The organism is Pseudomonas sp. S11P7, from assembly GCF_023195435.1.
Lineage (GTDB): Bacteria > Pseudomonadota > Gammaproteobacteria > Pseudomonadales > Pseudomonadaceae > Aquipseudomonas > Aquipseudomonas fluorescens_G.
In genome coordinates this window covers 5,626,387-5,647,715 of sequence record NZ_JALPKS020000002.1, presented here as the reverse complement: position 1 = coordinate 5,647,715, position 21,329 = coordinate 5,626,387, and the positions used below count along the sequence as shown (strand labels likewise).

Here is a 21,329-nt window from a genome sequence, read left to right as displayed (position 1 = left end):
TATGAGCAACTATGATGTGGTCATTCTGGGTGGTGGCCCCGGTGGCTATAACGCGGCGATTCGCGCCGGTCAGTTGGGCCTCAAGGCTGCTTGCGTGGAAGGGCGCGCAACGCTCGGCGGCACTTGTCTGAATGTCGGCTGTATGCCGTCAAAGGCCTTGCTGCATGCCTCGGAGCTGTACGACGCGGCGATGGGTGCGGAATTCGCCAATCTGGGCATTGAGGTCAAACCGACTTTGAACCTGGCGCAGATGATGAAACAGAAAGATGAAAGCGTCGCTGGCCTGACCAAGGGCATCGAGTTTCTCTTTCGCAAAAACAAAGTCGACTGGATCAAGGGCTGGGGCCACATCGACGGCCCTGGCAAAGTCAGCGTGACTGATCATCAGGGCAACAAGGTCGAACTGACCGCGAAAGACATCATCATCGCCACCGGTTCAGAGCCCACTCCCCTGCCCGGCGTCGAGATCGACAATCAGCGCATCCTCGATTCCACCGGCGCGCTGTCCCTGAGCGAAGTGCCCCGCCATCTGGTGGTCATCGGTGCCGGCGTGATCGGTCTGGAGCTTGGCTCAGTCTGGCGACGCCTCGGTGCGCAGGTGACGGTGATCGAATACCTCGACCGCATTTGCCCCGGTGTCGACGCTGAGGCCGGCAAAACCTTGCAGCGCGCGCTGAGCAAGCAGGGCATCAGCTTCAAACTGAGTTCGAAAGTCACCGGCGCCACCCCCTCCGCCAGCGGCGTGCAACTCACTGTCGAGCCCGCCGCCGGCGGCAGCGCCGAGTCGCTGGAGGCCGATTACGTGTTGGTGGCCATCGGTCGTCGCCCCTACACGCACGGTCTGGGCTTGGAAAATGTCGGCTTGAGCACCGACAAGCGCGGCATGCTCACCAACAAACAACACCGTACCGAGGCTCCCGGCGTTTGGGTGATCGGCGATGTGACGTCCGGGCCGATGCTCGCGCACAAGGCCGAAGACGAAGCCATGGCCTGTGTCGAGCAGATCCTCGGCAAGGCCGGCGAGGTCAATTACGAGCTGATCCCCAACGTGATCTACACCAAACCGGAACTGGCCAGCGTCGGCAAGACCGAGGAGCAACTGAAGGCTGAAGGTCGCACCTACAAGGTCGGCAAATTTCCCTTTACCGCGAACAGCCGAGCGAAGATCAACCACGAGACCGAAGGCTTTGCCAAAGTCCTCGCTGACGAGCGCACCGATGAAGTGCTAGGCGTGCATCTGGTCGGCCCGAGCGTCAGCGAGATGATTGGCGAGTTCTGCGTGGCGATGGAATTCAGCGCTTCGGCTGAAGACATTGCCCTGACCTGTCACCCACACCCGACCCGTTCCGAGGCGTTGCGTCAGGCGGCGATGAATGTTGAGGGGATGGCAACACAGATGTAAGCGCTGAACGGGCTATCGCCAGCAGGCTGGTTCCCACGGTGAATGTCGTGGGAGTTAGCCCCGCCAGCGATAAAGACAGCCCGTTCTCAAACCGGCAGATGCCCCAGCGGCAATGGCCCTGGCGTCTTCACCGTATGAATCGCGAAATTGCTGCGAATGTCGCTGACTCCCGGCAGTTTCAACAGATGACTGCTGACAAAACGGTCGTAGGCACGCAAGTCCGGTACCACCACTTGCAGCAGAAAATCCGACTCGCCCGACACCAGAAACGCGGAAATCACTTCCGGCAATGCGGTGACCGCGGCATAGAACGCGTTGGCCCGTTCTTCGTTGTGCCGCTCGACCTTGACCCCGACAAACACCGTCAGCCCCAGGCCGACTTCATCGCGATCAACGTTGGCCTGGTAACCACGAATCACCCCCGCCTCTTCCAGCATGCGCACCCGGCGCAGGCACGGCGAGGCTGACAGGCCGATTTCCTCCGCCAGCTCGACATTGCTAAGGCGGCCGTTGCGTTGCAGCGCGGCGAGAATCTTGCGATCGAAAGCGTCGAGTTTCATGGTTGGCATATCCCGATGGTTTTGGCGCAGAAAACCAGCAGGTTATGCCAAAACACAGCGCTATTGAAGCGGACTACGCAAGCACCTGCGCCGGCCTTCAGCCCTAGAATTGGCCGATCGAATCAACTGCGCAAGGGCTGCAACATGACAAATCTCTGGCTGTTTTTCCTGGCTTTGGCTGTGGTTCTTTTACTGCCCGGCCCGGACATGATTCTGTTGCTGCAGACCGGCGCCCGTCAGGGTCGCGGGCCGGCACTGGCCACCGCCATCGGTCTGGGCATCGCTCGCGCTTGTCATGTTGCGCTCGCGGCGTTGGGGCTGGCGGCGCTGTTCAAGGCGGCGCCGTGGACCTTCGAGGTGGTTCGCCTGGCCGGCGCAGCGTATCTGCTATGGATCGGCCTGCACTGCCTGCGCAGCACCTTGCTGCCGCCGCTCAACGCCGAAGCCATCGCCGACAGCCACAGGCAATGGCGCACGGCCATTCGCCGAGGTCTGCTGACCAACCTGCTCAACCCCAAGGCGTTGCTGTTCTGCTCGGTGCTGTTGCCGCAATTCATCGCCAATGACGGTACGCCGGTGCTCAGCCAGTTCGCCGTGCTTGGCGCATTGCTGGTCGGCATCGGCTTTATGTTCGACAGCGCGTATGCCCTGACCGGGGCCGCGCTGGGTCGTTGGTTACAACATCATCCAACGGCCCAACGCGTGCAGCAGTGGCTGTTCGGCAGCCTGTTGATTGCCTTTGCCGTGCGCCTGACCTTTGTCCAGCAGGCCTAGCCTTTGCCGGCCTTGCGCCGGCGGCGGCTGATCAGCAGCAACGCCGCAGCGACCACCAGCCCCAGCGCGCCGATCTGCACCGGCCACTTGTACGGCCGCAGCGATGAGCGCACGGCATCGGTGACTTGAGTCACGTAACGCTTGTCGGCGTTTTCGAAATCCGGGTACGGACATTGATTGCCAAAGTCCACCGCCCAAGGCACGTAAGGGCCTTGCTTGACGTAACGTTGATACAACGCGCTCTGGTCTTCCAGGCTGCTGTTCCAGCCGGCCGCATTACACAGAACAGCGGCAAAGGCCTGACTGGTATGCGGCAGGTTATCGGCGGCGCGACCTGCCAAAGCCGTGGCGACAAACCGATAGTGGTAACGCTGATCCGGCTGCGCAGCGCTGGCCTGCTGGCGTTGCACTTCCGCTTCGGACACCAGCGGGCCGACCTTCAGCTCGGCGCTTTCCAGGCTGTAATTGCCGCCGAACGTGGCGTAATCCGGGGCCATTTCGTAACCGAGAATATCCATGCCCCATTCGCGGGCTGTCCACGCGGCGTTGTACAAGGCACTGGCACGTTTAGTCGGCCACCACGCGGCGTCAGCCTTCAGACGTTGTTCGCCGTAGAGGCGCGCCTTTTTCTGCAGGTCCGGGTTGTCGAAATAAGCCACCGCCTCCTGATAATGGCCTTCGCGCAACAGACGTCGACCGAGCAGATTGCGCAGGCTGGCAGCCACCGGCAGCGGCACATAGTTGTCGCGCTCCTGCGGGGTCAGCGCCGGCGGCGCAGGGACGTTGTCGTCGACGTAGCGTTTCAGCTCATCAACCGTCAGCACGCGCTCGGCGACAGTCGCGGCGTCGAACCAATAGACGCTGTTGCTGCGATACAGCTGCACGAACGCTTGCAGGTACTCGCCGCGTTGCAACGCCAGGATCGCGCGCTCGCCCTCGACCCGGCACTTCGGCTGCACGGTTTCAAACGCCCAGTCCGGTGTGCGCCGATAACCCCAATCCTCAGTCTGCGGAAAGGCTTGAGCGGCTTTCGCATACGCTGCGGCGGCGGCCGTTTTATCGCCGTCACGTACGGCCAGTTTGGCCCGCAACCACCAGGCAAGTCCGCCGTCTCCAGCATTTACCAAAAAGGCTTTGGCGCTTGCGTAATCACCCTGTTGATAACTTATCGCCGCCAGACGATCGGCATTGTCCAGGCTGCCTCGGGTGCTGTTTTGCAGCAGCGTCACCAGTTTCTTTTCGTTCGGTGGCTGATCACCGAATGACCAACCCTGCCGGCTGACCAAGGAAGCCGTGACCAGTTGCTGCACCGCTTTATGCTCGAGCAGTTTCGCCAGCTCAGCCTCGGGAAGCTCCGCCAGTTCGTTCATCAGTTGTTTCAGCGAGGTGTAACCCACCGCCGATCCGTGCAGATTCTGCGCTTCATACAATTCGATGGCGCCGCTCCAGTCACCGGCACTGCGCAGCACCCGTGCTTCCTCGCCGAGGCTGGCCACGCCCAGTTCCAGCGGATCACTGAAGCCATCGATGCTCAGCTGCCGTGTCTGGCGGTACGCCGCGCGCGCCTGTTCCAGTGCGGAGATCGCATCGGCGGCCTCGGCGCTCGCCGCCAGCCATGTGCGGCCAAGTGAATAAGCCGCCCAGGTGCTGCGCAGCGGCCGCTGATCGGCCGGCAGCGCCAGCACTTTGTTGAAATATTCGATTGCCTGTTGCCGATCACCGGTGGCGAAGGCCACCGCACCAGCAACGTACCAACGAATTTCCTCGGGCAGACTGGCGCCCTGCATTTCGGCCTGACGTGCATCGGTCAGCGCACGCACTTTCTTGACCAGGGCTTGCTGCTCGGCGCTCAGGCCTGCCTGCTCGGCTTGTTCCCGAGCGACGGCGGCAGCGTTTTCTTCGCCGTACAGATCGTTGGGATTGTGCGTGATGGCAGTTGCGTTCTTCAGTCCGGCAATGGTTTTGCCGAGGCGGCTGAGTTCGAAATTGAAATTGCCTTCGGGCAGATCGGCCAGGGTCTGACCGCGATCGTCGAGCAGGCGCATCGGGAAATCCGGCCCGCAGGCCAGCGCCGAACCCAACGGCAGGCTGAGGCTCAGGCAAAGCAGATGACGCGGCCAGTTACGGGACAACATGCGAACCTCCTTGATCAATAGTGGCGCAACGCGCCCAACCGATGGCGCGTCGTCCGCCCGCTGGCAAGCGGCCGTCGCGCAGGCGGGTGAAGGTAAGCAGATCAGCACTTTGTTGCAACGAGTAACCGGCGAGCGCATCGGCGCCCTCGCAGTTTTTTGCCTTCAGGGTGATTTGCGCAGGCCAGGCGCTGTCGAGATTGCCCGTGTTGACGAGCTGGATGTCGTAGAGGCCGGCGTGTTCGCTGAGCGTCACGCCGAGCCGACTGGTCAGTTGATCGCCACGGGCAACCGCCGCCAGCGTAGTCAGGCTCCAGGCGCGCCGATCATTGGCCAGCGGCAGGCGAAACCAGATCAGCCCCGCAAGATGCTTCGGCGGATCATCACGTAATGTTTGGCCGAGCCGGCTCAATTGCAGCGGATCGGCAAGCAGTTCCCGACGCTGACCGCCCCGCTCCAATCGCACCTCGCTTTCCACCACCGGCGCCCCACCGTCATCCGGCAACAACGCCACGCCATAGGCGGGCAGTGCCAGATAGAACGGCTTGTCAGTGATCTGCGCCCAGCCCTTGGCCCATTTCAACGCTTGCTCGGGATCGAACAGACCGCGCCGAGGATCGCTGACCGCATGCACTTGCAGCACGCTGCTGTCGACGGTTTGCAGCAGCGCGGGCAGTTGCGGACTGTCGAGCCAGGCCGGCAGCGCGGTGATGCTCAGCGGCAACGTCGACGGCAATGCCGAGCGCAGCTGTTTGAGGAATTCAGCGTAGGCCGGTAACCGCTCGTTGCCGGCATCGTGGTCGATTTCGATGCCGCTCACTGGCAGGCCCTGCGCCTGCCAATCGGCGAGCATTTGCAGAATCTGCGCGGTGACCTGCTCCTGATCCAGCGCCTTGAGTTGGCCGTCGAGGCGGACTACCGCGATCAATCCCCGGCCATCGGCCTTCAGCAACGGCGCATCGACCCGTGCCCGGCTCCAGCCTGCGTTCGGAAAGGCTTGCAGCGCCAGCACCCGCAGCGTGGAAAAATCAGCGCGGCTGTCACGCAACGCCGCCTCGTGGGCAGGCGTCCACTGGCGTTGCCAGACATACAGTTGCTGGTCGAGAGGCGGCGCATCCTGCGGTTTGCAGGCACACAGCAGCATCAAAATACATAGACCGACGAGACGCCGCATACCTTGCAGATCCTTAAGAACGAGGCCGCAAGGTTACACAAAACCCAATAGGTCAGGGCTTGCGCGCGATGATGACCTGGCTTTTCGCTACGACCGCATCCAGCGCCTGCTTGATCTGTGCACCGCGCGGCGAATCCAGCAGCGCTTGCCAGGTTTCGGCCCAGTGGTTGAGCAACGGATGGTCCGGATTGCTGAAATCGACTTTGGCTTCCCAGAACAGCAGCATCCACATCGACCAGTAAAAACCGTACTGGCTGTGACTGATGATCTCCAGCCCGGCGTCGCTGACCAGCGTCTTGAATTGTTCTTCGCTGAGCACACGAATGTGGTTGGGCTTCTGGAAATACTCGGCCGCGGCGATGTCTTTCTGCAGCTCTTCAGAGCTGGGATGCGGCACGCTCAACAGGTACAACGCACCCGGTTTGCCGACGCGCACCAACTCGGCAAGAAACTGCGCCGGGTCGTCGACGTGTTCGATCACCTCGGTCGACACCACGCGCGTGGCCGTCGCGTCGGCAATCGGCAGCGGGTTGCAATCGGTGACGTGGCATTCGACGTCTCGCGCCGGGGTATCGCTCAGGCGCTGACGGGTCGCCTCGACCTTGGCTGCGTCGATGTCGGCGATGATGATCTTTGCCCCGCGCATACCGCAGAAATGCACGTTGCCGCCGTCGCCACAACCAACATCCAGCAACGTATCGTCGGCAGACACCACGAAGCCTTTGAACAGCTCGTTGGTCTCCTGGTTGAACCAGCCGCTGAGCTTGGCATCGTACAAGCCGAGCATGTACGGATCGACTTTGCTGGCAACCGGTGCAACGGGTTGCGTCGGCGCCGGGGCTGGCGTCGCCGCCGTGAGTTTTTTCAACAGGCTCAGCATGAGGTGGCTCCAGAGGCAGGGACGGCGGATCGCGCGGTACCGAGGCGTTGCACCAGTGCGGCACCGCGGTTGCGCATGGGCATTTCGACCAGACGGTAATTCAGTTCACTGAGCAGCACGATCAGGCCAAAGGCGATCAGCAGCGTCAGGATCGGGTGGCCGGCGGGGCTGGGCAGACCGGCGCTTTGCAAGCGAAAGATCAGCTCTCGCACCAGTTGATAGGCCGGAATGTGGATCAGATAGATGCCGTAGGAACGGCTGCCGATCCATCCCAGCAGGCGCTGCAGCGCACCGGCCGGCATCAGGTAGTTTCGATCGTACGAGGCGATCCACACGAGGATGGCGCTGAGCACAGCGATCGAACCGATGCGATACCAGGCGAAGGTGAAGCGGTCGGTGGCCATGAAGCTCAACAGCGCAGCGATCAGGATCAGCGCGCCGATCCCCAGCCACGGGCGGCGCAGAATGTCCGGCCGCCAGCGTTGATAGCCCGGCTGCGCGCTCCACATCGCCAGCAGCACGCCGAGGGCCAGCGCATCGGTACGCACCACCATCAGCAACGGCGTACGCAGCGTAAAAATCTGCACCGCGACCAGCGCCAGCAACACCCACACCAGATGTTTGCGACAGAGCACGATCAACAGCGGAAACAGCAGATAGAACTGCTCCTCCAGCGCCAGACTCCAGTAAACGAAACTGCTGCCGTATTCGTAGCGGAAGAAGCTGTCGGCGAAGCGAAAGTTGGCGTACTGAAAGACCCCGGCAAGGGTCGCCTGCAAGTTGGCCGACAGCGTACCGAACGCTCCCGAACGGTTGACGAACAGGCACGCCAGCAACATCAGCGCCAGCCACAGCCAGGCCGACGGCAGCAAGCGAAAGGCGCGACGCAGCCAAAAGTTGCGCGTCTGCTGCCAGTATTGCTGGCGGCTGGTGCAGCCTTGCAATGCCGGGATCAGGCTGCGCGCGATGACGAAACCGGAGATGGCGAAAAACAGGTCGACGCCCCACCACGGCTGCGCCCAGGTATGGATCCTGGCCAGCAGCGGCACCACATCGGTGAACAGGCTGCCCTGCAAATGATGAAACAGCACGCCCAAAACCGCGATGGCGCGCAGCACTTCGATGTCCATGATGCGTTTGCCACTCATGGCGCATCCCCGGCGATGAGTGGCTTGCGAGCGATGATCACCTGGCTCTTGGGCAGGAAGCTGTCGAGGGTTTGTTTGATCGCCACACCGCCGGGTTGCGTGAGCAAGTCTTGCCAGGTTCGCGCCCAGCTTTCCATCAAGGGCATGAACGGCGGCTGAATGCGGTCACGCACCGCGCCGCCCGGATCACGTCCGGCGGCGCGTTCGCCGGCCCAGAAAAAAATCATGCCCATCACCCAGAAGAAGCCGCTGGCCTGACGATGCTCGATCACCAGGCCCGCCTCCTCCACCAGCGCGGCAAAGCGCTCTGCGCTGAAAATCTGCACATGGTTGGGTGACTGGTAGTAGCTGGCCGGGGCGATGCCTTTTTGCAGGTGCTCACCGGCCGGTGCCGGGACGCTGAGCAGATACTGCGCGCCGGGACGTCCCATGCGCACCAGCTCGGCCATGAACGGCTCGGGTTCGGCGATGTGCTCCAGCACTTCCATGCACACCACTTTGCTCGCGCAGCCGTCCGCCAGCGGCAATGGCAAACTGTTACTGACCAGTCCAAGACTGGCTTTTGCGCCGTGTGCCTCGACCTGCCGCGCCAGGTCACGCACCTTGTCGTGCTCGCTGTCGGTGAAGATCACCGAGGCGCCTTGGCGCACGGCGAACAGCGTCGCCACACCCTCACCGCAACCGACATCGAGCAGGCAATCGTCGGCCGTGATCGCAAAGCCCTTGAGCAGCTCGCCGCTGTCGTTGAGGAACCAGCCATCAAGCACCGCGTCGTGCAGACCGACATCGCGCGGTGACAGCGTTGCCGGCGGTTCAGCCACAGGTTGCGCGGCCCGTGCCGGCAGCCATCGCGCAAGCATTCGCTTGATCATGCGAGGGAAGCTTGCGCAGGCACTGGCGCGGCGGCGGGCAACGGCGATTCGAGAAAGGCGCGCAAGCGCAGCTCGGTGCTGGCCTGGCTGCAGAAGCGTTGCAGGCTCTGCACCGCTGCGCCCGACATGGCGGCATAACGCTGCGGATCGTTTTTCGCCACCGCGTAGCTGTCGCGATAGGCGACGCACAACGAGTCCCAATCGGTCATGTAACGCAGGGTCCGGTAGGCCGCGCGCGGGTCATGCGGCCAGGCCGTGAGCTCTTCGGTGAAATCGACCAGGAATGCGTTGTCGCCGCTGATGTAATCGGCCATCGCCGTGTTGACCGGGGCAATCGCCGGTTTGCCGCAGGACATGAATTCCATCAGCGGCAAGCACTGGCCTTCACCATAGGAACTGTTGACCACGTAACTGGTGGCCTGCACCAGCGCCTCGTAGTCGGCATCGGCCAGATAGCCGTGGATCAGCACGATCCTGCATTGATAAAACTGGTTCTTGTACAGATGGTGCAGCATGTCGGTCAGCGCATTGGCGATGTCGTGGTGCGTCAGTTTCAGCACCAGGGTCGCATCGCTGACCTCGCGAAACGTGGTGCAGAACGCACTGATCATGTCCTGCCAGTTCTTGCGTCCGTCGTAAGGGTTGAACACCGAGGTGTAGACCACACCGTCCAGTTGCAACGGGCGATCCTGCGCCGGTGCGTCAAACGATATTGGTGTGCCTTCGCACAACCCCGGCGGGCCATATGGACGCAGATCCGTCTCGCGACTGTCGATCAGCAAACCGCGCAGATTGAGCGTTACGCCCTCCACCACCGGGCACTTGAGCAATGCTTCACCGCGCGCGGCAAAACGGTCCCACACCGGCGCGGGAATCGCGCACACCGGATAGTCGGCACCCATCACATCGCGCACAGCGTTGACGGTGAACGTCGAATGGGTGATCGCCCGGCCACATGCCTGCAGGACCACGCGCCAGTCATGCCGTGGTTCACCCTGCCAGCTCTCGGTGGGGATGGTGCTGAACTCCCAGGCGAACACAGGAATGGTCGGGCACGCGTAATGAATCGGCGTGCGATGCGGTGGCGAGAACGACAGAAAAACGCAGTCTTCGCCGCGACTCTGGCAGTCGAGATACAAGCGGTCGACCAGTTCGTCAGGGTTGCTGACTTCGATCACCTGACCGATCCGCTCCAGCACCGGGCGGAACTCCTTGAGCACGAAGTAATAGCTGTACTCGGGCCGTCCGAGATTCTGCTGGATGTTGCTCTTGTTGGTTTCCGAATGAATGATGATCAGCATGAGGCGGCCCCGGTCATGACTGCCAGGGGCATGGGCTCAGCTGGCGCCTGCAGGTTGAAAAACGTCTTTACGCGCTGCTGCACCGGCGCGAAACCGCAATATTCACGCATGCGTTCACTGGCCGCGGCCGCCATCGCCTGATAGGCCTCTGGTTGCTGTTTGGCCATGGCATAGCTGTTTTCATAAGCGGCTTTCAATGAGCCCCAATCAGGACGATGGCGCAGGGTGCGATAGAGAATGCGCACGTCTTCCGGCCAGATGGTCGGCTCGCGGCTCGACTTGACGATAAAACCGACACGCTCGTCGATGTAATCGCCCATCGCGGTGTGGTCAGGCGCAATCACCGGCCGCGCGCATGACATGAACTCCATCAACGGCAGGCACAAACCTTCGCAGCGCGATGCGTTGACGTAGAAGCTGGCAGCGCCATACAGGCGGGCAAACTCCTCGTCTTCCAGATAGCCGTGCATCACCACCACCCGGCAGGCAAACGGCGACAGCTGCGAGAGCAACGTGATCAGATGAACGTAGTAACTCGACAGATCGTTCTGGGTGATCTTCAGCACCAGCGTGGCGTCTTCGACATCACGCATGGCCCAGCAGAACGCGGTGATCAGGTGATGCCAGTTCTTGCGCCCGTCCTCTGGATTGAACACGCTGACATACACCACACCGCTGACGTCGACCTGAACCTGTGCATCGGTGTCGGGCAGTACGGCTTGTGGGTGTTCGGCCTGCTCTTGCGCTTGTTCCACCGTGACGGGCAAGCAATCGGCAGCAGGTGCGGGCGCAACGGCGAGCGGCCGCCGGTCAGCCCCGGTGAATAGATCACTGAGCGCTTCGCGATACCATTGCAACAGGTTGTGCTTGAGCAGAAACAGCGGCGTGTGCTCGGAAGGCGTCGTCAGCGCCCGATAGCCCTCACGCAGATAATGCTTGCTGATCAAAAGCCTTCGCCGCAGGGTCAACTCGGGCGGGGGTTCCGGCTCGGGCGGTGGCTCATCGGCGGGTTCAGCGAGGCCACGGATCTCCAGCTCCTGTTCATTGTGAATCGGTGCGATCAAGCCATCGGCGGACAAGCCCAATGCGCGGCTGTCGATGATGCAGCCCTTGATCTGCAAGGTACTGCCGGGGTTTACCGGAACACTGGGATAATCCTCGCGCACTGGCGCGAAGCGCTCCCACAGTGGCGTGGGCAACACCAGCACCGGGAAATCTGCACCGAGGCTGCGACGGATCGCCTGCGCGGTGTGGGTGGACAGGGTGATCACCCGGCCATGGCGCGCGAGCATCTGGCGCCAGTCCTGGCGTTCATCGCCGGGCGCGAATTCGCTGGGGATCGAGTCGTACTCCCAGGCAATCACGCAGACCATCGGGCATTGCAGACCGGTCGGGGTTTTGTGTGGCGGCGCAAACGACAGGAACAGGCAGTCTTCACCGGCCTCACGCAATTGCAGATACAACGGATCGACGTCGTCAGGCGAGGCCACCACCTGCACCTGGCCAAGGCTTTCCAGTACCGGGCGATAGGCCTTGAGCACGAAGTAGTAACTGTATTCCGGCCGCCCCAGACTTTGACTGATGGAGCGATCGTTGACGTCCGAGTAAAGAATGAAATTCATGGCATCCCACGATGAAGCAGCCGTCCCGGCAACCTCATGCTGTGACGGCCGGGCACGGGGTCAGCCGGCATTGCCGCTGCTGATCCCGCTACCTCAGACACGTCTTCGTTCTTGTTTTAGTGGTCGGTTTCACCCTGTTGCGCAATACCCGCAGCGAACCTTGGGAATGGCGACGAGGGCCATTCTAAACACATCCATCGCAGCTCCGGGAACCGCCCGCCGAGAATAAATCCGGCTACGCTGACGAGAACTGACCGGTCACGGTTTGCCCTGTTGAAATTGCCGCGCTTTTGGCACAGATTGGGCACAAATAACTACAACAACGGACTTCGCCCGTCTTTCAACCGGTTTTTTCCATCGGTCTGACAGACCTCTCCTCAAACTCTGTGGGAAAGTGCGCAAGTTCAAGACCAAGGGGTCGCTGCTTGAAAAAACGTCTGTTCGTTACGGGCCTTACCGGCTTCGTGGGACAACATCTTCAGTCTCGTCTGGCCTCGCCTGATTCGACATGGGAGTTGCTGCCTGCCGCAGCGCCCTATGACCTGACGGATGCCGAAAGCCTCAGTGATCTCTGGCCGCAAATGCCCGACGCGGTGATTCATCTGGCCGGACAAACCTTCGTTCCCGAAGCCTTCCGTGATCCGGCGCGCACTCTCGCCATCAATCTGTTCGGCACCCTCAATCTCTTGCAGGCGCTCAAGGCCCGTGGCTTCACTGGCACTTTTCTGTATGTCAGCTCCGGCGATGTCTACGGACAGGTCGGCGAAAGCGCTCTGCCGATTACCGAACAGCATCCGCCCTGCCCGCGCAACCCCTATGCAGTGAGCAAATTGTCCGCCGAGTTTCTCAGCCTGCAATGGGGCCTGAGCGAAGGCTGGCCGGTGCTGGTCGCACGCCCGTTCAATCACATCGGCAGCGGGCAGAAAGACAGCTTTGTCATCGCCAGTGCCGCGCGCCAGATCAACCGCATCAAACTCGGCCTGCAAGGGCCGCAACTGGAAGTCGGCGACATCGACGTGACCCGTGATTTTCTCGATGTCGGCGATGTGATCTCGGCCTATCTGGCGCTGCTTGAAAGCGGTACGGCCGGGCAGGTCTACAACATTTGTTCTGGCCGCGAGCAAAGCATTCGCAGCCTGATCGAACAGCTGGGCGACCTTGCCGAGGTCGAGTTGCAACTGGTTCAGGACCCGGCGCGGATGCGCCGCGCCGACCAGCGTCGCGTTTGCGGCAACCACGCAAAACTGGCCACAGCCACTGGATGGGCGCCGGCCATCACCACACAACAATCCCTGCGGACGATCCTGTCCGACTGGGAGACGCGAGTACGACAAGAATGACCAAAAGTGCACTGATCACAGGGATCACCGGCCAGGACGGCGCGTATCTGGCCAAATTGTTGCTCGACAAGGGCTACACGGTTTACGGCTTCGTCGCCCGGCGCAGCAGCGATTCACGCTGGCGTCTGCGCGAAATGGGCGTCGAAGCCGACATCGTCTATCTGGACGGTGACATGGCCGATGCCTGTTCGGTACAGCGTGCAGTCATTCAAGCGAAACCCGACGAAATCTATAACCTCGCCGCGCAAAGCTTCGTCGCTGCCTCGTGGAATCAACCGGTGACCACCGGCATCGTCGACGGCCTGGGGGTCACCCATCTGCTCGAAGCGATCCGGCAGTTCAGTCCGCACACGCGCTTTTATCAGGCCTCGACCAGCGAAATGTTCGGCCTGATCCAGGCCGAGCAACAGGACGAAAACACTCCGTTCTATCCGCGCAGCCCCTATGGCGTGGCCAAGCTCTATGGCCACTGGATCACCGTCAATTACCGCGAAAGTTTTAACCTGCACGCCAGCAGCGGCATTCTGTTCAACCACGAATCACCGCTGCGCGGTATTGAGTTCGTAACGCGTAAGGTCACTGACGCCGCTGCGCGCATCAAGCAGGGCAAACAGCAGGAGCTGGCCCTGGGCAACATCGATGCGAAACGCGATTGGGGCTTTGCCGGTGATTACGTCGAAGCCATGTGGCTGATGCTGCAACAGGACAAGCCCGACGATTTCGTGGTCGCCACCGGCGTCACCACCACGGTGCGGGAAATGTGCCGGATCGCCTTCGATCACGTCGGCCTCGACTACCGCGATTTCGTGAAGATCGACCCGGCGTTCTTCCGCCCGGCCGAAGTCGAAGTGCTGCTCGGCAACCCGGCCAAGGCGCAGCGGGTGCTGGGCTGGAAGCCGAAAACAGACCTGGATACCTTGATCCGCATGATGATGGATGCGGACATGAAACGCGTCGCCAAGGAGTAGGCCATGCTGATCCCCGTGATTCTGTCCGGCGGTGCCGGTACCCGTTTGTGGCCGGTGTCCCGCGAGGGCCATCCGAAGCCGTTCATGACCCTGCCCGACGGCCAGTCGTTGCTGGGCAAGACCTACCAGCGTGCGGCTGCGTTGCTGGACGGTTGGGGCGACATCGTCACGGTGACCAACCGCGAATACTACTTCCAGAGCAAGGATCACTACTGCGCCGCGCAGGTCTCGCGCCATCGCGGGCATTTCCTGCTGGAGCCGAGCGGGCGCAACACCGCACCGGCGATCGCGGCAGCAGCGTTGTCGTTGCAGGCACTGCATGGCGACGACGCAATCATGGTGGTAATGCCCGCCGACCATCTGATCGTCAACCAGCAGGCACTGAAAAGCGCGGTGGAACACGCCGTAAACCTGGCGAAAGACGGCTATCTGGTGACCTTCGGCGTGGTGCCAACCGCTCCCGAAACCGGCTTCGGCTATATCGAAACCGGCGCACCACTGGACGCCAAAGGCGCCGCCAAAGTGCAGCGCTTCGTCGAAAAACCCGATCTGCAGACCGCCACGCATTATCTGGAAAGCGGCAATTTCCTGTGGAATTCGGGCATGTTCTGCTTCACCACCGCAGCGGTGATTGCCGAGTTGCACCTGCACGCGCCAGAGTTGCTGGAGCAGACCCGCGCCTGCATGGCCGCCAGCGCCCCGGTGGAAACCGTCGGCTGCCTGCAACAGGAACTGTCGCCGGCCTTGTTCGCCGAGATCACCGACATTTCCATCGACTACGCACTGATGGAGCGTTCGGACAAAGTCGCGGTCGTCCCGGCCGGTTTCGACTGGAGCGACATCGGTTCGTGGAGCGCCGTCGCCGCGCTGATTCCGGCCGATGCCGACAATAACCGCGCCAGCGGCGAAGCAATCTTCGTCGACAGCCACAACAACTTTGTCCAAAGCGAAGGCCGGCTGGTGGCGGCCCTCGGTGTGGATAACCTGATCGTCGTCGATACCGCCGACGCCGTGCTGATCGCCCATGCCGACCGCGCGCAGGACGTGCGGCGCGTGGCCAGACAGTTGAAAGACAAAGCCCACGAAGCCTATCGCCTGCACCGCACCGTCAGCCGGCCGTGGGGCACCTACACCGTGCTTGAGGAAGGCCCGCGCTTCAAGATCAAGCGCATCGTGGTCAAACCCGGCGGCAAGCTGTCGTTGCAGATGCACCACCACCGCAACGAGCACTGGGTAGTGGTCGAAGGCATGGCCAAGGTCACCAACAACGGTACGGGCACGCATCTGGTGGCAAAAAACGAATCGACCTTCATCGCCGCCGGCCACCGCCATCGCCTGGAAAATCCCGGGGTGATCGACCTGGTCATCATCGAAGTGCAAAGCGGCGAGTATCTGGGCGAGGACGACATCGTCCGCTTCGAAGACCAATACGGCAGGACCGTTTGAATGCTGCTTTCCTTGTACCGCTCGATGCGCAGCTACCGTGGATTCATCCTCGGCAGCGTCAAGCGCGAATTTCAGTCGCGCTATCGCAATTCGCTGTTCGGCGCCCTGTGGACGGTGCTCAATCCGTTGTCGATGATCGTTGTCTACACGGTGATCTTTTCGCAGATCATGCGCGCGCGCTTGCCGGGGGTGGAGGACGGTCTGGCGTACAGCGTCTATCTGTGCGCCGGCCTGCTGACCTGGGGCCTGTTCGCGGAAATCACCACGCGTAGCCAGAGCATGTTTCTGGAAAACGCCAACCTGCTGAAGAAAATCAGCTTCCCGCGCATCTGCCTGCCAGTGATTACCCTGCTCAATGCCGGGATCAACTTCGCAATCATTCTCGGGCTGTTCTTCGGCTTCCTGCTGATCAGCGGGCGCCTGCCCGGCATGGCCTTGCTGGCGCTGGTACCACTGCTCATCGTGCAAGTGATTTTCGCCGCCGGACTGGGGATGCTGCTGGGCATGCTCAATGTGTTCTTTCGCGATGTCGGGCAAATGTTCGGCATCTGCCTGCAGTTCTGGTTCTGGCTGACGCCCATCGTCTATCCGTTGTCGATCCTGCCACCGGGCATTCAGCACATCATCAGTCTCAACCCGATGACCGCACTGATGACCAGCTATCAGAACGTCTTCCTCTACAACCAATGGCCGCACTGGCCTGCCCTGCTGCCGTTACTGATCATCGGACTGCTGCTCTGCGCCATGGCACTGCGCCTGTTCCGCCAGCGAGTCGGTGAAATGGTGGATGAACTCTGATGGGACACCTACGCGTCACCGGCCTGGCCAAAGCCTACAAGCAATACCCAAACCGCTGGAGCCGCCTGCTGGAATGGCTGGTACCGTTCTCCCGCCCTCGACATAACCTGCATTGGGTGCTGCGCGACGTCGACTTCGAGATTCAGCCCGGAGAAGCCGTGGGCATCGTCGGCGTCAACGGTGCGGGCAAAAGCACCCTGCTGAAGATGATCACCGGCACCACCCAACCGACCTGCGGGCAGATTCATCTGCAGGGCCGCGTGGCCGCGCTGCTGGAACTGGGTATGGGCTTTCACCCGGATTTCACCGGGCGGCAGAACGCCGTGATGGCTGGGCAACTGCTGGGCATGCAGGTCGAAGAGATCGCCGCACTGATGCCGCAGATCGAGAGTTTTGCCGAGATCGGCGAGGCCATCGATCACCCGGTGCGCACTTATTCCAGCGGCATGCAGATGCGTCTGGCGTTCAGCGTCGCAACGGCGCGGCGCCCGGACATTCTGATCGTCGACGAAGCGCTGTCGGTCGGCGACGCCTATTTCCAGCACAAGAGCTTCGAACGCATTCGCAGCTTCCGCAAGGCCGGCACCACCCTGCTGATCGTGTCCCATGACCGCTCGGCCATCCAGTCGATCTGCGACACCGCGATCCTGCTGGAAAACGGCCGGCTGGCGATGCGCGGCAAACCCGAAGAAGTCATGGACTATTACAACGCCATGCTCGCCCAGCGCGAAGGGCAGATCGTGCGCCAGGAGATGCTTGCCAACGGTCAGGTACAGACGATTTCCGGTACCGGTGAAGCGCGGATTCTCAGCGTGCGCCTGCTCGATGCACAGGGCCGCAGCCTCGAAGTTGCCGAGGTCGGTCAACCGGTGGTGCTGGAGGTGCAGACCGAAATCCGCGAAGACATCGAACGTTTGATTCTCGGCTTCATGATCAAGGATCGCCTCGGTCAGGCAATCTATGGCATCAACACCCATCGGCTGGATAAAGCCGTCACCGATTTGCGCGCGGGCGAGCGCGTGACGTTCCGTTTCGCCTTCGACATGCGCTTGGGCAAGGGCAATTATTCGGTGGCCCTGAGCCTGTCCCGGCTGGACTCGCATCTGGACCGCAACTTCGAATGGCGTGACTACGGTTTGATCTTCCACGTGATCAACAACCGTCAGGAGGACTTCGTCGGCTGCTCCTGGTTGCAGGCGCAGACCGACATCACCCGTTCCAGCGAAAACCTCGTCCAGTTGCCTGACACGGAGAGCCTGCGATGACCCGCCTGTTGGTCGAGTGCACCTACGTTTTCGAACACCCGGACGCCAATTCGGGGATTCAACGGGTGGTGCGCAATGTCATTCAGCAATTGCCGGCTGCTGACGAAAACATTGAATGCATCCCGGTAGTGATGATCGATGGCGGCCTCTATGAAGTGAAAAGCCTGGCGCCGATCAAGTCGTCCAGGCTCGATCTGGTGGGGTTAAGGGTAAAGCTGGAACAGTGGGCCAACGGTTTCTGGCTGCGCCATCGTGCGGTGGAACGGCGCTGGCCGTTCAACCGTTGGCATTTCACCCGCAGGATTCTCTATGTTGGCTGCCGGCTCACGGCATTTGCCTGTCTCAGTCTGCCGATGCGCCTGCTGGAACGCGCGCTGAAGGGCAAACACATTCCCGAACGGTGCGTGCCGCTGGCCCACCGGGCGGGTGATCAGCTGGTGCTGCTCGATTCATCGTGGCACGCCAATTTTTTCCCGCTCGCCGAGCAACTCAAGCGTGACGGCGTGGGCATCGTTTCGGTGATCTACGACCTGATCCCGCTGACCCATCCGCAGTTTTGCGACGCCGGGCTGGTCAAGGTGTTCAACGACTGGTTCGACTGGATCGCGCGCACTGCCGACGGCTATGTGGCGATCTCGACCACCATTCGCGATCAGGTGCGCGAGGAAATGCAGCGCCGGATCGGCTCGCACCAGGTCGGTCAGCGCTGGTTCGACTACTTCCATCTAGGCTCCGAACTGGACCTGAGCGAAGCCGATGCCGAGGTCGATCGCGGCTTGCAGCAGTTGTTCGTGGCGCCTGAACCAGTGTTTCTCATGGTCAGCACCATCGAGCCGCGCAAGAACCATGCTTACCTGCTCGATGCCTTCGAACGCGCCTGGGCCGGCGGTTCGAAGGCCCGGTTGTGCATCGTCGGCAAGATCGGCTGGAAGTGCGAAGCGTTGATCGAACGCATCCGCAAACATCCTGAACTGAACCGGCGCCTGTTCATGTACAACGCGCTGTCGGATAAAAGTCTTGAACACGCTTACTCGCATGCCACCGCGCTGGTGTTTCCGTCCTACGTTGAAGGTTTCGGTCTGCCGCTGGTGGAAGCCATGCAACGCGGACTGCCGGCCATGGCCAGCGACATACCGGTGTTCCGCGAAATCGGCGGGGATTACATGGCCTATTTCGATCTGGCGCACCCGCAGAGCCTGACTGACCTGGTGATCAGCCTGGAGCAGTCCGGTGTGTTCCCGGCAGCGCTGAGCCTTGAACACTGGCGTTGGCTGAGCTGGCGCGAGGCGAGCGCGCAACTGGTCGAACGCATCGCCCGCCATCTGGATGCATCACTGCCTGCCCCCGAGAGTCAGCATGCGCATTGCTCTTAACGCGCGCATTCTGCAGGCACCGCGTACCGGCATCGGCCATTACGTGGCCGAACTGGTCAGTGCCTTGCGCCACGAACCGGATGTTGAACTGACGCTGTTTCACGGCTGGGGCTGGAGCTCTGCCGTGCCGCAGGCCGCCCTGCCCGGTTACTCACGTCTGACCCCGTTACTGCGGCAGATCCCCGGTGCGTATCAGGCGCGGCGCTGGCTGGAGCAGAAGCGCTTCGATCAGGGCCGCGCGCAAGGCATCGACCTCTATCACGAGCCGAGCCTGTGGCCGCTGGTGTTCGACGGGCCGACGGTGATCACTCTGCATGACCTGACACATCTGCATTACCCCGACACCCAGCCGGCAGCGCGGATCAAGGAAATCGAGCGCCGGCTGGAAACCGGGGTGCAGCAGGCGCGTTTGATCCTCACCGACTCCCAGGCGATTGCAGACGAAGCCCAGGCGTATTTCGGCCTGCCTGCGGAGCGCTTTGTCGTAGCGCCGCTGGGCGTCGCCGAGCGTTTTTATCCGCGCGAGGCGAGCGCCATCGACGCCGTGCTCAAAGCCCACGGCGTCGAAGCACGTCAGTATTTTCTGTGTGTCGGCACGCTGGAGCCGCGCAAGAACCTGAGTCTCGCCTTGCGCGCGCACGCCTTGCTGCCGCAGGCCCTGCGCGAACGCTTCCCGCTGCTGATCGTTGGCATGGCCGGCTGGCAGCGCGAGCAGTTGAGCGACGAACTGCGCCAGGCGCTGGCCAGCGGGCATGTGTGCTTGCTGGGCTATCTGCCCGACGAGGCTGTTGCGCAATTACTGGCGGGGGCACGGGCGCTGATTTTCCCCTCGCGTTACGAAGGTTTCGGGCTGCCGGTGCTGGAAGCAATGGCCAGTGGCACGCCGGTGGTGGTGACACGGTCTTCGGCGATGCCGGAAGTCGCTGGCGCTGCCGGCAACTATATTGAAGCTGACGATGCACCAGGCTTGCGCGAAGCGATGAGCCTTCTGATCGACGATCAAACGCATTGGCAGGATTGCCGAGCGGCCGGCCTGCAGCAGGCACGGCTTTTTTCCTGGCAGCGTTGTGCACAGGCCACGGCCGGTGCCTACCGCCAGGCCATGGGAGGTTGAATGCGCGTTCTCCATTTTTTCAAGACGTACCTGCCTGACTCGGTCGGCGGTATCGAGCAAGTGATCTTCCAGCTCTGCGAAAGCGGCGCCCAACACGGCATCGACGGCCAGGTGCTGACGCTCAGCGCCGACCCGACACCGCCTGTGGTGCAGCTCGGCCAGCACGAAGTGCACCGAGCCAGACTAGACATCCAGTTCGCCTCCACCGGTTTTTCCTGGAGCGTGTTCAAACAGTTCCGCGAACTGGCCGCCGAGGCCGACGTGGTCAACTACCACTTCCCGTGGCCGTTCATGGACCTGGTGCATTTCGCCAGCGCGCTGAACAAACCGAGCGTGGTCACCTACCACTCCGACATTATCCGCCAGAAGCACCTGCTCAAACTCTATCGGCCGTTGATGAACCGCTTCCTCGCCAGCGCCGACCGCATCGTCGCCGCTTCGCCCAACTACCTGCACACCAGCGATGTGCTGCAGCAATTCCAGGACAAGACCCGGGTCATCCCCTACGGCTTGAACAAGGCCGGTTATCCACAGGCCGACAGTGCGCGCATGAATCGCTGGCGCCAGCAGCTTGGGGATAAGTTTTTCCTGTTCGTCGGGGTGATGCGCTACTACAAGGGCCTGCACATTCTGCTCGATGCCCTGAAGGATGTGGATTATCCGGTGGTGATCGTCGGCGCCGGACCACTGGAGCTGGAACTGCACGCACAGGCGCAGGCATCGGGCCTGCGCAACATTCATTTCCTCGGGCGCCTCAGCGATGAAGACAAGGTTGCCCTGCTGCAATTGAGCTACGCGATCGTCTTCCCGTCGCACCTGCGCTCCGAAGCCTTTGGCATTTCGCTGCTCGAGGGCGCGATGTACGGCAAGCCGATGATCTCCAGCGAGATCGGCACCGGTACCAGCTACATCAATATCCACAACGAAACCGGGCTGGTAGTACCACCGAGCCAGCCGCTGGCGTTTCGCGAGGCCATGCGCACGCTGTGGGACGATCCGCAGCGGGCCGCTGCCATGGGCGTCAAAGCCGAAGCGCGCTATCGGCAGTTGTTCACCGCCGATGACATGGGCCGCAAATGGACGGCGCTGTATCAGGAACTGCTGGAAGAAAAAGCCCTGTCCTACGCCTGATCCGGATTCAATCGAATCCAATGTAGGAG

The 21,329-nt window shown here is 61.7% G+C and carries 18 protein-coding genes; 10 read left to right on the top strand and 8 right to left on the bottom strand.

Going from position 1 to position 21,329, the window contains the following annotated elements; translation table 11 throughout:
- Nucleotide 1: 1 nt before the first annotated feature.
- Nucleotides 2–1,402 (top strand): dihydrolipoyl dehydrogenase, encoded by a 1,401-nt coding sequence (gene lpdA, locus M0746_RS25800; protein WP_258451100.1) that lies wholly within the window; start codon nucleotides 2–4, stop codon nucleotides 1,400–1,402.
- An 86-nt stretch (nucleotides 1,403–1,488) separates the two neighbouring features.
- Here the strand turns inward: lpdA and M0746_RS25795 are convergent, their stop codons facing one another.
- On the bottom strand, nucleotides 1,489–1,962 hold the full coding sequence (locus M0746_RS25795; protein ID WP_258451099.1) for an Lrp/AsnC family transcriptional regulator: 474 nt from the start codon (nucleotides 1,960–1,962) through the stop codon (nucleotides 1,489–1,491).
- Nucleotides 1,963–2,106: 144 nt separating this feature from the next.
- Between M0746_RS25795 and M0746_RS25790 the strand changes: the two genes are divergently transcribed.
- The gene (locus tag M0746_RS25790; RefSeq protein ID WP_258451098.1) at nucleotides 2,107–2,736 is read left to right on the top strand and encodes a LysE family translocator; all 630 of its coding nucleotides are present in this window, start codon (nucleotides 2,107–2,109) and stop codon (nucleotides 2,734–2,736) included.
- Here M0746_RS25790 and M0746_RS25785 read toward each other — a convergent pair.
- Genes M0746_RS25785 through M0746_RS25755 form a run of 7 tightly spaced genes read right to left on the bottom strand, consistent with a single transcriptional unit; the run spans nucleotide 2,733 to nucleotide 11,865 of the window.
- The gene (locus M0746_RS25785; protein WP_258451097.1) at nucleotides 2,733–4,871 is read right to left on the bottom strand and encodes a hypothetical protein; all 2,139 of its coding nucleotides are present in this window, start codon (nucleotides 4,869–4,871) and stop codon (nucleotides 2,733–2,735) included. The two genes, M0746_RS25790 and M0746_RS25785, sit on opposite strands and share 4 nt — an antisense overlap.
- Complete coding sequence (locus tag M0746_RS25780) at nucleotides 4,858–6,042, bottom strand: DUF3142 domain-containing protein (RefSeq protein ID WP_258451096.1); 1,185 nt, start codon at nucleotides 6,040–6,042, stop codon at nucleotides 4,858–4,860. Before M0746_RS25780 ends, M0746_RS25785 begins: the two co-directional genes overlap by 14 nt.
- A 52-nt stretch (nucleotides 6,043–6,094) precedes the next feature.
- Complete coding sequence (locus M0746_RS25775; protein ID WP_258451095.1) at nucleotides 6,095–6,922, bottom strand: class I SAM-dependent methyltransferase; 828 nt, start codon at nucleotides 6,920–6,922, stop codon at nucleotides 6,095–6,097.
- Nucleotides 6,916–8,070 carry an acyltransferase family protein gene (locus M0746_RS25770; RefSeq protein WP_258451094.1) on the bottom strand — a complete coding sequence of 385 codons (1,155 nt, stop codon included), beginning with the start codon at nucleotides 8,068–8,070 and terminating at the stop codon, nucleotides 6,916–6,918. Before M0746_RS25770 ends, M0746_RS25775 begins: the two co-directional genes overlap by 7 nt.
- Complete coding sequence (locus M0746_RS25765; protein ID WP_258451093.1) at nucleotides 8,067–8,942, bottom strand: class I SAM-dependent methyltransferase; 876 nt, start codon at nucleotides 8,940–8,942, stop codon at nucleotides 8,067–8,069. Before M0746_RS25765 ends, M0746_RS25770 begins: the two co-directional genes overlap by 4 nt.
- Entirely contained in the window at nucleotides 8,939–10,243 is a 1,305-nt protein-coding gene (locus M0746_RS25760; RefSeq protein WP_258451092.1) for a glycosyltransferase, read from the bottom strand. Before M0746_RS25760 ends, M0746_RS25765 begins: the two co-directional genes overlap by 4 nt.
- The gene (locus tag M0746_RS25755; protein WP_258451091.1) at nucleotides 10,237–11,865 is read right to left on the bottom strand and encodes a glycosyltransferase; all 1,629 of its coding nucleotides are present in this window, start codon (nucleotides 11,863–11,865) and stop codon (nucleotides 10,237–10,239) included. Before M0746_RS25755 ends, M0746_RS25760 begins: the two co-directional genes overlap by 7 nt.
- Before the next feature lie 425 nt (nucleotides 11,866–12,290).
- Here M0746_RS25755 and M0746_RS25750 point away from each other — a divergent pair, with 425 nt between their 5' ends.
- The 8 genes from M0746_RS25750 to M0746_RS25715 are packed head-to-tail and all read left to right on the top strand — an operon-like array spanning nucleotide 12,291 to nucleotide 21,300.
- Nucleotides 12,291–13,205, top strand: coding sequence for a GDP-mannose 4,6-dehydratase (locus M0746_RS25750; protein ID WP_258451090.1), 915 nt, complete (start codon nucleotides 12,291–12,293; stop codon nucleotides 13,203–13,205).
- A complete protein-coding gene (gene gmd, locus M0746_RS25745) occupies nucleotides 13,202–14,173 on the top strand; it encodes a GDP-mannose 4,6-dehydratase (protein ID WP_093096591.1) in 972 nt (323 codons plus the stop codon). Before M0746_RS25750 ends, gmd begins: the two co-directional genes overlap by 4 nt.
- A gap of 3 nt (nucleotides 14,174–14,176) precedes the next feature.
- Entirely contained in the window at nucleotides 14,177–15,619 is a 1,443-nt protein-coding gene (locus M0746_RS25740) for a mannose-1-phosphate guanylyltransferase/mannose-6-phosphate isomerase (protein WP_258451089.1), read from the top strand.
- Nucleotides 15,620–16,417, top strand: a complete 798-nt coding sequence (locus M0746_RS25735) for an ABC transporter permease (RefSeq protein WP_258451088.1) — start codon at nucleotides 15,620–15,622, stop codon at nucleotides 16,415–16,417.
- Nucleotides 16,417–17,682 (top strand): ABC transporter ATP-binding protein, encoded by a 1,266-nt coding sequence (locus M0746_RS25730; RefSeq protein WP_258451087.1) that lies wholly within the window; start codon nucleotides 16,417–16,419, stop codon nucleotides 17,680–17,682. The genes M0746_RS25735 and M0746_RS25730 overlap by 1 nt, the downstream gene beginning before the upstream one ends.
- Nucleotides 17,679–19,055 (top strand): glycosyltransferase family 4 protein, encoded by a 1,377-nt coding sequence (locus M0746_RS25725; protein ID WP_258451086.1) that lies wholly within the window; start codon nucleotides 17,679–17,681, stop codon nucleotides 19,053–19,055. Before M0746_RS25730 ends, M0746_RS25725 begins: the two co-directional genes overlap by 4 nt.
- Nucleotides 19,039–20,169 (top strand): glycosyltransferase family 4 protein, encoded by a 1,131-nt coding sequence (locus tag M0746_RS25720; RefSeq protein ID WP_258451085.1) that lies wholly within the window; start codon nucleotides 19,039–19,041, stop codon nucleotides 20,167–20,169. Before M0746_RS25725 ends, M0746_RS25720 begins: the two co-directional genes overlap by 17 nt.
- Nucleotides 20,170–21,300 carry a glycosyltransferase family 4 protein gene (locus M0746_RS25715; RefSeq protein WP_258451084.1) on the top strand — a complete coding sequence of 377 codons (1,131 nt, stop codon included), beginning with the start codon at nucleotides 20,170–20,172 and terminating at the stop codon, nucleotides 21,298–21,300.
- Nucleotides 21,301–21,329 lie beyond the last annotated feature (29 nt).